Here is a 13,794-nt window from a genome sequence, read left to right as displayed (position 1 = left end):
AGAGAAAGGCTGTTTCCTGAGAGCGCGGGCCCACGCGGGATCGCGGTGACAACAAGATGGATGACGCATGAACGTGACCGAACTCGCACAGGCGATTCGCGGTGGCCTGATTCAGCAGGATCGTCTGCTGAAGACGGACATTCCGTCGTTGCCGAACAATGCACTCGTGCCGCGTCGGGCCGTGACCCGTTCCGAACTGGGGCGCGATTTCAGCGTCACGCTCGATCTCGTTTCCACCGCGAGCGACATCGAGCTCAAGACGCTGATCGCGAAGCCGATGACGCTGTGGATCCAGCAGGCGAACCAGTCGTATCTGCCGATCAACGGCTATATCCATACGGCGCGCAGGCTCGGCGCGGACGGCAGCCTGTCGAGCTACCAGCTGACTTTCGCGTCGTGGATGCACTTCCTCAAGTTCCGCAGCGACATGCGGTACTGGCAGGACCAGAGCGTCGACGCGATCCTCGCCGATGTGTTCGACGCGCATCCGCAGGCCAAGGGGCAGTACCAGTTCGCGTTGTCGAAGACGCTGCCGTCGCGCTCGTACTGCCGCCAGAGCGAAACCGACTGGAACTTCGTGCATCGCCTGATGGAAGACGAAGGGCTGTTCGGTTTCTGGCGGCATGGCGAGGACGGCAACGCGCACACGCTCGTCATTACCGACGACCTGCATGCCGTCGATGAACTGTCGCCGAAAACCGTCAGGTTCGACCGCTCGGGAACGGGTAGCGAAACCGCGGGCTTCACGCAATGGGCCGCGTCGCGGACCTTGCAGAGTTCGTTGCACACGACGCGCACGTTCGATTACAAATCGCCGTCCTCGGCCGGCAATCCGAACGGCACCACGTTGCCGACGAAGGCCGGTCAAGGGGATCTGCCGGACCAGGCAGAAATCTACGAATACACCGGTGCGTACACGTATGCGGGCCAGGATCGCGGCGAACATCTGTCGAAGATTCGCCTCGAAGAATGGGAGTCGCGCGCGAAGCGCTTCTTCGGTGTGGGCGGCGTGCGCGGGATCGACGCCGGGCGGCGCTTCACGCTGGCGGATCACCCCGAGCACGACCGCGATGCGGCGCAAGACCGGGAATTCGCGGCATTGAAGGTGTCGCGGTACATCGAGAACAACCTGCCGATCTCGGACCACGAAGCGAATTTTCCGCACAGCCTGCAGGATCGGCTGGCGCAGGTGAAAGCCGGCCACGGTGAAGCGGCTGCATTCGAAGTCGGTCATGACGACGGTTCGGCCGGGTTCTATCTCGTCGAAGTCGAAGCGCAACGCGCGGCCGTGCCGTATCGCAGCCCGTTCGAACATCGGAAGCCCGCGATGCAGCTTGAAACGGCCGTCGTCGTCGGGCCGAAGGGCGAGGAGGTCTACACGGACGAACTGAACCGGATCAAGGTCATGTTCGTCTGGGACCGGCAGAGCGAAGGTCGCGAAAACGCGTCGTGCTGGATGCGCGTCGTTCAGTCGGATACCGGCGGCGGTTACGGCAGCGTCCATATTCCGCGGGTCGGCGAGGAAGTGATGATCGGCTACATCGGCGGGGACTGCGACCGGCCGATCGTGATGCATCGCGTCTACAACGGCGCCGCCAAGCCGCAATGGCATAGCGACGGGATCCTGTCGGGCTTCCGGTCGAAGGAGTATGCGGGCTCGGGTCACAACGAGATGGTGCTCGACGACGCGACCGGGCAGAACCGTGCGCGCCTGTTCAGTAGCAGCGCGAATTCGCTGCTTCATCTCGGCTATCTGATCGAACAGAGCGGCAACACGCGCGGCGCGTATCTCGGCTCGGGTTTCGATCTGCGCACGGATGCTTACGGTGCGGTGCGTGCGGCACAGGGGCTGTATGTCACGACGCATCCGAAGCAGGCGAACAGCCAGCCGCTCGATGCGAGCGAAGCGCAGCAGCAGCTTGCCAATGCCGACGGGCTGCTCGAGTCGATGTCGCAGGTCAGTGAAATGCATCAAGCCGAAAGCCTCGGTACCGGGCACGATGCGCTGAAGCAATTCACCGACGCGACGAAGAACAGTGTGGCGGGTGCGTCGTCGGGCGGCAGGACCGCGGGCGGCGGGACGGGCAGCGCGAATGCGTTCACGGAACCGGTGATGTTGTTCGCGAGTCCGGCGGGGATCGGGTTGGCGTCGCAGCAGTCGGTGCACCTGTCTGGCGATCGGCAGGCCAATATCGTCAGCGGCCAAAGCACATTCATTACCAGCGGGAAGTCGTTGATCGCCGGTATCCGGGATCGCATCAGCCTGTTTGCCCAGAATGCCGGGATCAAGCTGTTCGCGGGCAAGGGCAAGGTCGAGATTCAGGCGCATGCGGACAGTATCGAGATGACCGCGCAGAAGGTCGTCAAGATCGTGTCGTCGACCGAGAACGTCGACGTGGCCGCCAAACAGGAGATCCTGCTGACCTCGGGCGGCGCGTACGTACGGATCAAGGGCGGCAACATCGAGATTCACGCGCCGGGGAAGATCGACATCAAGGGCGCCCAGCACGCATTCAGCGGCCCGACGAGCATGCCGTATCCGCTGCCCGCCATGCCGGGCGGCACGTGCAAGCAATGCGTGCTGAATGCGCATAGCGGGCGCGAATCGATGGTCGAGGCGGATTGATGGGTGACGTGAGCAACATCGGCGACGTGGGCGATGCAGTCGACATGAGCGAGGCCGTTGACGCCGCGCCGAATCCGCGCGGGCCGGAATGGCCGGTATTTCTGGAGGCGCTGAAGGCGTCGCTGAGGGGCGGGACCTCCGAGGGCCGGCCGATGCGACTGTACGCGATCGTCGATACGCGCGGTTATCAGGAGCTGGATACGCAGCTCGTGACGGTGCACGGCCTGCGCTACGCGTCGCTCTGGACGGATACCGGTCTCGACGCTTATACGGATATCGCACCGTACCTGATTGCCTTCGACCGCCAGGCACTCGACGAGGAGGGGACCGAGCAACATCGGCTGCTGCGCCAGCTGTGGCTGGACGCGGTCGATCTGCACGCGGTGACGTGGCTGTGGTCGACGTGGTCGTTCGATGCGCTCGACGCGCATCTGCGCAGATATGTGAAGTACGCGCTGCCGAACGGTCGCGCGTATTACCTGTTCTTCTTCGACAATCACGTATTCGGACGGCTACGGCTGGTGTGGAGCGATACGCAGGCGCAGCAGTTCGTTGCGCCGTTCGGCGAGATCCGCTATCGCAACCGGCGGCTTGAGGAGGTCGTGTGGCGCAACGATGCGCCGGCGCCTGCCGGGGCCGCGCAGGCAGGCGATGTGCAGGGCTTGAGCGAGAAGCAGCATGCGCACCTGATCGAACTCGGCTATCCGGACAAGCTCGTGCTGAAGTTTCGCGAGACGATGGCGGCGGCGGTCGATCACCTGTCCGACGGGGAGCTGTACGAGCAGGTTGTCGAGCAACTCGATCGCGCGGCGGGGCACGGGATCTCCGGCGAAGCGGAGCTGCTGTGCTACGTGGTGATGGGCGTGCAGGTCGCGCCGAAGTTCGACGAGCATCCGGCGGTCAAGGCGCGCCTCGAAGCTGCGTCACACGGGGAAACCGGCGTCGATACGGCGCTGATGGCAATCGACGATGCGATATGGGATGCGATTCGCGATGCGCATGAGCGGGAATTGCTGGAGGCGCGCGGTGGTGTGGCGTAGGTCGGTGCTGGCGCTGGGCCTGGTTGCGATGGCCTTGAGCGCGTGCGGGAAATCGGAGCCGGTGTATAGCGGGATTTCGGTGATGGGCCGGAATTATCTGCCGTACAACATGAGCGGCTTTACCATCACCGATGCGTTCGGCAACAAGGCGAGCGGAGGCGGGGACGACCCGCCAGGTGCGGGGGGCGGCAGCATGAAATGTTGCTACAAGATCAAGGGCACGGAATTTGTCGTCAAGTGGAATTACTACGATGTCGACCAATGGCACAAAGGGGACAAGCAGATGTTCCGCGGCGAGACGAAAGTGTCGATGCCGCAGTCTCAGTTGCCCGACGAGGTGGGTTCCCGGATTCTCGAGGTGCATTTCTTCCCGGACCGGCATGTCGAGTTCCAGCTTCCCGGCAAGATGCTTGATGATGCACGCCTGCCGATTGTCGATGTTGTGAGATGGATGACGCAGTATCAGGCGCAACTGGACAAGCGATACGACGAGCGCGAAGACCAGCAGTTTCGCCGGATCGCTCGTATCGTTGCGTCTGCATGGTTGAAATACCGGTTGACGGACCGTGACGATCTTGAGCAATACACGTACTTCAGTCTGCTCGTCAACAGCCGATTTGATGCCCATCCCGAGATTCAACGCGGTTTGCAGGCAGCGGCCGGTCGGCCGGGTGCGTTCGCAAGGGCGATGCATTCGCTGCCGAAGAATGTGCTGTCTGCGTTGACGAGTAACAGCTTCGAGCCCGTGACTGTCCCGCTGATTCTTGACGGTTTGCTACCGCCACCGCGTGCGCCAGAGGCGAGGCATGGCTGAGCCGGGTACATTTGATCAAGATCGTGGGCAATTACCAACCCGCATTACACGCAAGACGGAATTCGAATCGTGTGCGAAGGTGGTCGAGTCACGCACGCAAACAGACGCCTGCTCGCCACGGTACGGCGTACGAGGTGTCGCTCAGAAGGGAAACATCGATGCATAGAGGAACGAGGTTTTCGCATCTAACGAGTCGTGCTCTTGCGACTTGCCTGTTATTAGTGGCTGTGACGGCTTGCGGCAAATCGGAACAGACGTACAGCGGGATTTCGGTCATGGGCCGGAATTATCTGCCCTACAACATGAACGGCTTCACCATCATTGACGCTTATGGCAACAAGGCGAGCGGCGGCGGAGATGATCCGCCCGGCGCCGGTGGGGGGAGCGTCACGTGCTGCTATAAGCTCAAGGGCACTCAGTTCACGGTCAAATGGAAGTATTACGACGCAGATCGGTGGACGATGGACGACTCGCATGCGCAGCAAGTCGAGACAAAGGTCGTGATGCCACCGTCGACCATCCCCGAGAAGGTCGGTAGTCGCATTCTCGAAGTTCATTTCTATCCTGACCATCACGTCGAGTTCCAGTTTCCCGGCGAACTTCTGGATGAGTCGCGCATTCCGATCGTGGATGTTTCCCGATGGATGGCGACTCATTATCAGGAGCAACTGGACAAGAAATTCGACGACACGGATGGGCAGTCGCATCGTCGCATTGCGCGTGCGGTGGTCTCGGCGTGGCTGAAATACCAACTGACCGACCGGAACGATCTCGAGCAGTATGCGTACTTTAGCTTGCTCGTGAACGGTCGATTCGATGCTCATCCGGAGGTACAGCGAGTCTTGCGGGCAGCCGCCGGAAAACCCGGTGCGTTTGCAAATTCGATGCAATCGTTACCCAAGAACGTACTCGCTGAATTGGCGAGCGACAAGTTCAGGCCGGCTGCCGTGCCTGCGGTCCCTAGCGGCTTATTGCCACCGCAGCGCGTAGAGGAGAAGTAGCATGGCTGAGAGAATCAAGCTCGATCCGGATGACGCGACACCGATGTCCACATACATGCAGCTTGTCCGCCAGGATGCAAGCATGTATCCGAAAGGTGATTGCTTGCCATGTGGCGCAACAATTCGCATGGGTTTTTTCTTCGATGCGTTTGGTAGAAGTCGTGATATCGACGACAAGTCGAGCTCTCAATACTCGAATATCTGTCGTTTGTGGGAGGCGCACCGGGACAACGATGACAGGCATCGGCCGGTTAACCAGTTCTGGTACCGCTTCTATTATTCAGGGCTGGGTACGCCGCTCAACGAGTCGGCCAAGTCCAATGACTGGGTTAATGCGGGTGTGGCCGCTGCCAAGATGGTGGGCAAGAAGGCGCTGAGCGGAGCGAAGTCGGTTGCCGAGTCGTTCACGCGCGTCAATACGCCAATCAAGCAGGCCAGCGTGAAAAAGCGTGTCGACGACGTGAAGAAGCAGTTCCTCGAGGGGGATTTTTCACTTCGGCCAATTGCGAAGGCGTTTGAGGATATCCGGAAGGATATTGAGCACATTCCCACTCAGGCGCGACGTGTCATGAATGTATTGAATGCGTCACCGGAACGGTACTGGGAGCGGACCAAGGCTACCGGAACGCTGCTGTGGCGCAACGCCAAGAACGACTTCAAGAACAACGTCAAGGGAACGCCGATGAAGGCGGCATGGGCGGTTGCACGCAGCCTTTTCGTTGGCATAGCGATGGAGAATGTGCCGATCGTACGCGACAATTCCGTCATGGCCGAAGCGTTCGGAACGGGCGTTGATACCCGGTTGATCGCAGCCAAGGACCAGTTCGAAGCTGCGTACAAGGCAGTCAAGAAGCAGATGCCGAAGGTTCGGGTCATCGAGGTATCGGTATTTGGCGCGGACCGGGGCTGCGTGCTCGCACGTGCGTTCATCAACGACCTGGCGGAGAAATACAAGCGCAGGGACGATACGGATCTCGCTATTGACGGCGTATCGATCCAGATCAAGTTCGTCGGTCTGCTCGATGCCGTTTCGTCGGTCATGTCGGAAGAGGCCGGCGAGCTGATTGGCATGGTGCCGTATCTGGGGATGCTCAAAACCAGCTATAAGGATCGCTCCCTCGGCATACCGGCTAGCGTGCAGCGCTGTGTTCATTTTGCCGCCGCGCACGAGATGCGCTTTTATCAGCGTCTCGACAGTATCGAGAAAACTCGTGGCGAACAGTTCCTTTATCCAGGCACGAGCTGCGATGTCGTGGGCGGTGCACCTAACGGTTCACTTGGCTTCAATGCCGAACTGACGCGGATTCCTCTGCGAGACATGCTGTTGGAAGCGTTGAAGGCAGGTGCCGTCATGGACACGATGGAAGACCTGCGGGACAAGAAACCTGACACCTTCCGGAAATTCACGATCGCCCAACCCATCAATTGCAACGGCAAGCAATACCGCATCAAGCAACTCGTCGACGCTTACCGCGCCCTCATCCCCCGCAAACCCGGCGTCGACTTCATGGAGCATTCGAAAGTCTTCATGCGCTGGATCGCGGCCCGCTACCAGGACCCCGCGTTCCGTCGCACGATGTCCGATCCGGTTGCCGACTGGAAGCGAAACATGGCCGATGCCGACCTGCAGCGCAAGACGGCGAAGTCTCAGCTCGACTGGGAGCTGCAGCGGCAAGGCATCAACATGAGCATGCTGGCCAGCCGCAGCCCGGCCGACCAGGCGACGTTGCGGGGAATGAAAGCGGCCAGCGACGCGGCGCAGAAGCGTTACGAAAAGCTGATCGCGGAAGCGCCGAAGGACTACACGACCGTGTGGGAGCGACTTCACAAGGAGTCGGAAAAGATGCTGCGCCGCGCGTCCCTCCAGGACGGCCTGCGGCAATCCGCGGAGCGCATCCGCAACATGCCGGATTCGTGGGATTCCAACAACAAGGCGAGCGCGGATGCGGTCGAGGCGGCCATGCTGCCCGAAGCCCAGATGGAGCTGGTGTCGGCCTGGAAGGAAGGGATCGAAGGCAAGCATCCGCTTCCGCCGGACGTGATGGCGTTGTTCGACATGCTCGTCCACGATACGTTGCTGACGAGCTGGCAGGATCACGTGCTCGCGCCGTCGCTGTACTTTCGCACGCGGGACAAGGACGAATTCGGCACGTCCGATATCGAAAAGGAAGCAAAGAAGCGCAAGAAGGACGATCTTGCCGCTGCGCGTATCGACCAGGCAGCCAAGCAGAGCCAGGAGTGGGCGAGGGGCTACAAGGGGGGCGCAACCCCCACCCATTGAGGGCCGTTCACCGCAAAAGAAAACGGGCGGCAGCATCGCTGCCGCCGCCCGTCGTGTGCCGTGCTGCCCCGCAAAGGAGCACCGATCGATCCGTTACTGCCCCACCCGGAACTCGATCCTCCGATTCCTCGCCCTTCCATCAGCCGTATCGTTCGGCGCGATTGGCTGATCCGGCCCGACACCCGTCGTCGTCATCTGCTGCGGCGGGATGCTCTTCGTAATCAGGTATCCCTTCACCGCGTCCGCGCGCGCCTGGCTCAGCGCGATATTCGAGGTCCGGTTCCCCGAGTTGTCGGTGTGGCCGATGATGTCGACCGTGCGGTTCTGCATCTTCGCGAGCGCGGCCGCCATCTGGTCGAGGATCAGCTTGCCCTGCGGCGTCAGCGTCGCGCTGCCGGTCTCGAACTCGATCGTCCGGTTCGCGAGCGTCTGGTCGAGCACACCCTGCTCGGACGCCGACACGCGCAACCCGTTCTTGATCGTGTAGGTCGGGTTCAGCGTGTTCGCCATGTCGCTCGCGAGTTGCTGGCGCTGCGCCTCGTTGTGCACCTCGCCCTTCATCTCGATCTGCGTGCCGTTGATCTTCAACTGCCCCTTGCTGATCTGCTTGAGCTGCGCGCCGAGCAGCTTCTGCACGTTCGCGCTCCAGTTCGGCGGCGTCGCGACGTCGCCGACCTCGATCTGGTCGACGACGTTCGTCGCGCCGTAGGTATCGCGCAGTTTTTGCAGCACGGCGGCCTTGGTCGCCTCGTCGGGCACCTTGCCGCCGGCGACGACCTGGCCGGGCGCCGCGTTCGCGGGCGGCGGCGTGATCGTGCCGGCCGTGCCGTGCACCACCGTGCCGGACGCGGTCGCAGGCGCGGCGCCGGGGTTCGGGTTCGACGACGGCAGCGCGGTCGTCGCGACCGAGCCGTTGCCGACCGGCGTGACGGTCGCGCCGGTGTTCTGCGCGAAGGCTGCGCCGCTGACAACGAGGCCGGCGGCGAACAGAGCGGCGAGGGCGGGCGACAAGCGCGGGCGCCAGGCGTGAATCGTGCGATGCATCCCGTCAGCCTCCGATGAACGCTTCGCGGAACGCGTCGATGGCGACGCGCAGCGAGAGTTGCGGTTGGTCGAGGTAGCTGACGAGCTTGCTGATCTGGTGATCGTTTTGCGCATGGGCGTCGATCCACTCGGGATCGTCGATGTCGATGTTGTGGGCGGCGTAGGTCTGCGGATCGACGACACTCAGCAGCGTCTTCGCCGACGCGCCGTTGAAGCCGATGATGAGCCGTTCGCGCTCGGCGATCGAGCCGATGAAGATCGCGAGCTCGAAGTCGGCCTGCGCGACGAACGGCGCGATCAGTTCGAGCCAGAACGCGGCGACGAGGCTGCGGTAGAACGGATCGACCGGCAGCGGCAACGTGAGGCCGCGCTCGATGTGCGACGAGCCGCTCTGCATCACCGGCCGCAGCAGCGAGCCGAGCGCGAGCATCGCGCCGCGCAGCCGCACGGGATGGCCGCTTTCGAGCAGCATCTGCTGCAGGCCATACAGCGACTGGTGTTCGATGAAATCGTTGAAGGTGCCGTCATGCGACGTGCCGGGGCCGCCGACGTCGATCGGCACTTGCGTGTCGCCGAGCGCCTGCAGCGCGCCGGGCGGCTCGTCCTTGCCGAGCAGCGGCGGGATCTGCGTGGCGACGCGCGACCACAGCCGCGCGAACGCGAGCGGGCTGCGCGCGAGGAACGCGAGCGGCCGGTCGACCTCGAGTGCCGTCGCGCCGAGGAACGGGAAGCGGCGCATCGACACGTCGTGGCTCGCGACCATGTGGCCCGCGATGGCGAGCTTGCTGCGCGAGCCGAGGAATGCGAAATGCATCGGCTTCGCATCCTCGTAGACGATCTTCCAGCGCGGATCTTCCGCAAGCAGTTCGAGCGCCTGCGCGATCCAGTGATCGAGCGTCTGCAGCAGTTGCGGATTGTGCGCGCTCTTCACGAAGTCGCCGCGCGACGGAATCTTGCCGAAATAGGCGATTTGCGCCTGTACGGTTTGCGTCATTGCGCCCCCTGTGCATTCGTTGCGTTGGCGGCCGCGATGGCCGGCGCTGCGCCCGGCGTGCCCGTGCCGGACTGCGTCGCGTTCTGCGCGGCGCCCGCGCTCGCGTCGGCGACCGACGACGGCAGCTGCAGGCCGCGCAGGCTCTGCTGCTGCGGCTGGTCGCCGCCGCCGCCCGTCGGTTGCGACGTGCTGATGATGCGCATCGTCACCGACACGTTCACGCTGCCCTGCACCCACGTCAGGTCGAAGGTGCCGTCCGGACGGCGCTTGCGTTGCGCCGAGTTGATCAGCTTCTCGAGACCGTAGCGGCCCGGCTCGTTGACGAGCTGCACCGTGCGGCCGTCGAAGGTCGTCGCGGACAGCGTCGCGCCCGGCGAGCCCTGCGGGTTAGGCCACACGAAGTTGGTCCACTGCGGCGGCGTGTTGCGGTAGCGCAGTTGCTGGCCGTCGATCGCGATCGTGTATTCCGTCGTGCCCGTGCTCGGCTGCGGCAGGATCTGGAACACCGTCTGCGGCTCGGACGCCGCGGCCGCGCCGCCTGCCGCCCCGCCCGCGAGCGGTGCGACCCAGCGTGCGAAGCCGTTCGTGAAGTCCGGCGTGAGCCCGATGCCCATGTCGCCCCACGTGCGGGCGGCGAGCGTGTCGCCGCGGCGCACCGCGAGCGGCCCGAGCGTCGTGCCGACGAACTTCGCGATCGAGCCGTCCGGACCGAACACCTGCGCGATCTCGCCGGCGCCGGCCTCGACCTTCGCGTTGGCCGCGAACGGATACTTCGTCGCGAGCGAGTTCTGGAACGGCTGGTAGACCTGCGCGTTCCACACCTTGTTGACTTCGGCGCTGGCCGGCTGGATCACGACCGCGAACGCCTGCATCAGCGGCCGCACGAGCAGCGGACGCAGCGACTTGCGTTGCGAATCGGTGAGGCCCGTCAGCATCTGCTCGTCGACGAGCTTCAGCGACTCGGCGAGTTCCGAACCGTTGCCGTCGAGCGTCTGCTGCATCAGCTGGCGCGCGCCGGGGCCCGGGTCGCCCTGGTTCTTGATCACGTTGAAGCGGGTCCGGACCTTCGACAGCGAATCCATGTAGCCCTTGAGCATCGACGTGCCGTCATGCGTCGCGACGATCCGCGCGAGCCCGATGAACTCCTGGCCGACCGGACCCATCGGCACCTCGGCCGGATTGCCGTTGATGTCGATGTTGGCGGCCGCCACCTGGCCGGCCTGCGAGCGCGAGAACAGCTGCTTGACCCAGTTCACGACGCCCGTCTGCGCCTTCTTGATCGTCACGTTCGCGAGCGACGGGTTGTCCCACGACGTCTGGTCGTACGCGGTCTCGAGGATCTTGCGGATCGGCGAATCCTGCGGGTCGCCGAGGCGGTTCATCCCGTCGACGGCCTGGCCGAAGCTGCTGAAGCCCTGCACCGCGATGCCCTGCATGAACTTCTGCCAGTGCTGCGCGTACTCGGTCTTGTACATGCCGACCAGCGTCTTCTGGATCTGCTCGGGGCTGCCCTCGAGCGTCAGATCGTCCTGCGTCGACGTATTCAGCACCCAGTCCTTCGCCTGCAGTTCCTTGGTCGCCGCGTCGCGGATCGCCGGCTGCACGTAGTCGAACCACGCTTCGCGCGTGAACGTGCCCGGAATCGCGTAGCTGCCGGCCACCAGCCCCTGGTTGCCGTCGCCGACGATGCGCGCGATGGTCATCGGCGCGAAGCGGGTCGACGCGCGTGCCTTGATTTCCTCGTAGACGCGCTGGCGGGCCGGCATCCCGCGTACCACGCGGCGCAGGTTCTCGCGGGTCTGGTCGACGAGCGCGAGGTTCGCGTCGATCATCGGCCAGTCGTTGTCGTTCACGCGGGCGAGGTAGAACGAGATCATGCGCTCCGCGCTCTTGATCATCTCGTCACGCGGCATGTTGCCGCGATTCGTCTCGAGCCAGCCGCGCCAGAAGCGGGCGAGCTGGTCGGTCAGGTGCGCCTGCTCGACGTGCCGCTTGTCGGACAGCATCAGGTACGTCTTGAGCGCGTTGTACGCGTCCTGCACGTTGGTCGGCGACGCGTCGCTGTAGAGGCCGCCCTGCGGCGCGGCCGGCTGTTGCGGCGCGGCGGCCGGCGCGGTGCCGGACGCGGCCGGTGCGGCACCGGCCTGCGGTGCGGCGCCCGCCGCGTTCGTCGAGACCGGCATCGTGCCGCCCTGCACGGCGCCCGATTCGGGCGGGCGGGTCATCGGCACGAGCTGTTCGGGGTGCGCGTTCACGTCCTTCATGAACGACGCGAGGTTCTGCGACACGGGGGCCAGCAGGATCTGGCGCACGCCGTTGTAGTACTCGGTCAGCAGGTGCTGCTCGAGACGGTCGCCCTGGTACAGGCCGAGCGACACCGACAGCGGCTTGTCGCGGCGGAACTGCTCGAGCTGCTCGATTCGGTCTTCCAGGATGTCCATCGCCTGCAGGCGCGACTGCAGGTCGTTGCGGCCCTGCTGCAGGCGCGTGACGTTGTCGAGGTCGGCCTGCACGTTCGAGACGAGCTGCTGGTTGCCGATCGTCGACCAGGTCCAGCCGCCGAGCGCGAGCGCGAGCGCCGCGACGAAGCCGAAGAAGGTCGCGTAGCGCAGCCGCGTCTTGGTCGGGCTGGCGAACTGGCGCACCGTCTGGCGGTCCGCGAAGATCACCTTCGAGAACAGGTCGCGCAGGAAGAAGCCGTTCTTCGAGAATGCGCTGTGCGGCTTCGGCAGCGCGTTCGCGTCGAGGCCGAAGCGGTGCGCGATGCGCTGCGCGGCCGTGCTGTTGGTTTCGCCTTCCTGCAGCGCGCTGGTGAAGTAGAAGCCGCGGAAGATCGGCTTGTACTGGAACGGGTTGTTCTCGAACAGCGTCGCGAGGAACGCGCGCAGCGACGGCTTGATCGTCGAGAATTCGAGCGGGAAGCTCAACTGGCCCGGCGAAAGCTGGTTGCCGCGCGACAGCGACAGCTGCGCGACGCTGATCTCCTTCAGCCCTTCGTAGAGTTCCTCGAAGTGCGTGTCGAACTGCGCGACGACGTCGCGCTTGTCGTCGGGCTCGTAGGGCAGGGTGGCGCCCCACACGCGGTCGTATTCGTGCTTGTCGCTGCTGCTGAAGAATTCGGTGAAGCCGGTGATCAGGTCGGCCTTCGTGAACATCACGTAGACCGGCGCGAACACCTCGAGCTTTTCCGTCAGCTCCTGAACGCGCTGGCGGAGGTTTTTCGCGAGGTTGATCGCGAATTCGGGGCGGTTGCCGGTGAGTTCGGCGATGCTCGCGGTGACGATGATGCCGTTGATCGGCGCCTTCGGACGATAGCGCTTGAGCAGGCCGAGGAAGCCGAGCCACTCGCTGCGGTCTTCCTCGTGCACCGAATAGCGGCCGGCCGTGTCGAGCAGGATCCCTTCGGTCGTGAAGAACCAGTCGCAGTTGCGCGTACCGCCGATGCCGTGGATCACGGCGCTGTTCTTGTCCGCGAACGGGAACTGCAGGCCGGAATTGAGCACGGCGCTGCTCTTGCCCGCGGCCGGGTTGCCGATCACGATGTACCACGGCAGTTCGTACAGCGCGGAGCCGCCCGAGACCTGGCCGATCTTCGACGTCTTGATCGTCTTCACCGCGTCCGACAGGCGCGTGCGCAGCACGTCGAGGTCGGCCGTCTTCGCGTCGGGCGCGAGCGCGGCGGCGGCGGGTGCCGCGATCTTGCCGGTTTCCGCCTGCTCTTCCAGCACCTGGCCGAGCTGCTGGTTCGCGCGCTTCACGCGCCAGCGGCGCCACAGCGCGACGACGAGCCACAGCGCGAGGATCGCCGCGAACGCGATCGCCGCCCACAGGAGCGGCAACTGCAGCATGTCGGCGACGATGAAGAGGATGGCCGCTAGCGCGACGATCCCGACGATCGAGAGCGTACGCGGATGAGTCAGCACGTTGAGGATGCGTTGCATAGGACGTTCAGGTTCCGGTGCGATTCGGTGAGGCGACGCAGGCGCGCCGAGCG

8 protein-coding genes are annotated in these 13,794 nt (G+C 64.0%); 5 read left to right on the top strand and 3 right to left on the bottom strand.

From position 1 onward, the window contains the following. Nucleotides 1-67: 67 nt before the first annotated feature. The 5 genes from OEJ37_RS18025 to OEJ37_RS18005 all read left to right on the top strand — a co-directional run bounded on the left by OEJ37_RS18025 (nucleotide 68) and on the right by OEJ37_RS18005 (nucleotide 7,762). Nucleotides 68-2,626: a type VI secretion system Vgr family protein gene (locus OEJ37_RS18025; RefSeq protein ID WP_263345028.1), complete on the top strand. Its 2,559-nt coding sequence runs from the start codon at nucleotides 68-70 to the stop codon at nucleotides 2,624-2,626. Continuing rightward, nucleotides 2,626-3,666 (top strand): DUF4123 domain-containing protein, encoded by a 1,041-nt coding sequence (locus tag OEJ37_RS18020; protein ID WP_263345027.1) that lies wholly within the window; start codon nucleotides 2,626-2,628, stop codon nucleotides 3,664-3,666. The genes OEJ37_RS18025 and OEJ37_RS18020 overlap by 1 nt, the downstream gene beginning before the upstream one ends. After that, nucleotides 3,626-4,480 (top strand): hypothetical protein, encoded by an 855-nt coding sequence (locus OEJ37_RS18015; protein ID WP_411859270.1) that lies wholly within the window; start codon nucleotides 3,626-3,628, stop codon nucleotides 4,478-4,480. The genes OEJ37_RS18020 and OEJ37_RS18015 overlap by 41 nt, the downstream gene beginning before the upstream one ends. Nucleotides 4,481-4,638: 158 nt before the next feature. Further along, the gene (locus OEJ37_RS18010) at nucleotides 4,639-5,481 is read left to right on the top strand and encodes a hypothetical protein (RefSeq protein WP_263345026.1); all 843 of its coding nucleotides are present in this window, start codon (nucleotides 4,639-4,641) and stop codon (nucleotides 5,479-5,481) included. 1 nt (nucleotide 5,482) lies between these two features. After that, nucleotides 5,483-7,762, top strand: coding sequence for a phospholipase effector Tle1 domain-containing protein (locus tag OEJ37_RS18005; protein WP_263345025.1), 2,280 nt, complete (start codon nucleotides 5,483-5,485; stop codon nucleotides 7,760-7,762). Between the two features lie 93 nt (nucleotides 7,763-7,855). Here the strand turns inward: OEJ37_RS18005 and OEJ37_RS18000 are convergent, their stop codons facing one another. The 3 genes from OEJ37_RS18000 to tssM are packed head-to-tail and all read right to left on the bottom strand — an operon-like array spanning nucleotide 7,856 to nucleotide 13,741. Further along, complete coding sequence (locus OEJ37_RS18000; RefSeq protein WP_263345023.1) at nucleotides 7,856-8,806, bottom strand: OmpA family protein; 951 nt, start codon at nucleotides 8,804-8,806, stop codon at nucleotides 7,856-7,858. Nucleotides 8,807-8,810: 4 nt separating this feature from the next. Then, on the bottom strand, nucleotides 8,811-9,800 hold the full coding sequence (gene tagF, locus OEJ37_RS17995) for a type VI secretion system-associated protein TagF (protein ID WP_174417303.1): 990 nt from the start codon (nucleotides 9,798-9,800) through the stop codon (nucleotides 8,811-8,813). Beyond that, nucleotides 9,797-13,741, bottom strand: coding sequence for a type VI secretion system membrane subunit TssM (gene tssM / locus OEJ37_RS17990; protein WP_175921006.1), 3,945 nt, complete (start codon nucleotides 13,739-13,741; stop codon nucleotides 9,797-9,799). The genes tagF and tssM overlap by 4 nt, the downstream gene beginning before the upstream one ends. Nucleotides 13,742-13,794: the final 53 nt, after the last annotated feature.

The sequence above is a fragment of the Burkholderia sp. BKH01 genome, from assembly GCF_025685725.1.
Lineage (GTDB): Bacteria > Pseudomonadota > Gammaproteobacteria > Burkholderiales > Burkholderiaceae > Burkholderia > Burkholderia pyrrocinia_C.
The sequence above is the reverse complement of the archived record's forward strand: the minus strand, read 5'-3'. Positions and strand labels throughout refer to the sequence as shown.

Bases quoted from the DNA above. Each gene is read 5' to 3' on its own strand.
- OEJ37_RS18025 (WP_263345028.1), top strand. From the start codon at position 68: ATGAACGTGACCGAACTCGCACAGGCGATTCGCGGTGGCCTGATTCAG.
- OEJ37_RS18020 (WP_263345027.1), top strand. From the start codon at position 2,626: ATGGGTGACGTGAGCAACATCGGCGACGTGGGCGATGCAGTCGACATG.
- OEJ37_RS18015 (WP_411859270.1), top strand. From the start codon at position 3,626: ATGAGCGGGAATTGCTGGAGGCGCGCGGTGGTGTGGCGTAGGTCGGTG.
- OEJ37_RS18010 (WP_263345026.1), top strand. From the start codon at position 4,639: ATGCATAGAGGAACGAGGTTTTCGCATCTAACGAGTCGTGCTCTTGCG.
- OEJ37_RS18005 (WP_263345025.1), top strand. From the start codon at position 5,483: ATGGCTGAGAGAATCAAGCTCGATCCGGATGACGCGACACCGATGTCC.
- OEJ37_RS18000 (WP_263345023.1), bottom strand. From the start codon at position 8,806: ATGCATCGCACGATTCACGCCTGGCGCCCGCGCTTGTCGCCCGCCCTC.
- tagF (WP_174417303.1), bottom strand. From the start codon at position 9,800: ATGACGCAAACCGTACAGGCGCAAATCGCCTATTTCGGCAAGATTCCG.
- tssM (WP_175921006.1), bottom strand. From the start codon at position 13,741: ATGCAACGCATCCTCAACGTGCTGACTCATCCGCGTACGCTCTCGATC.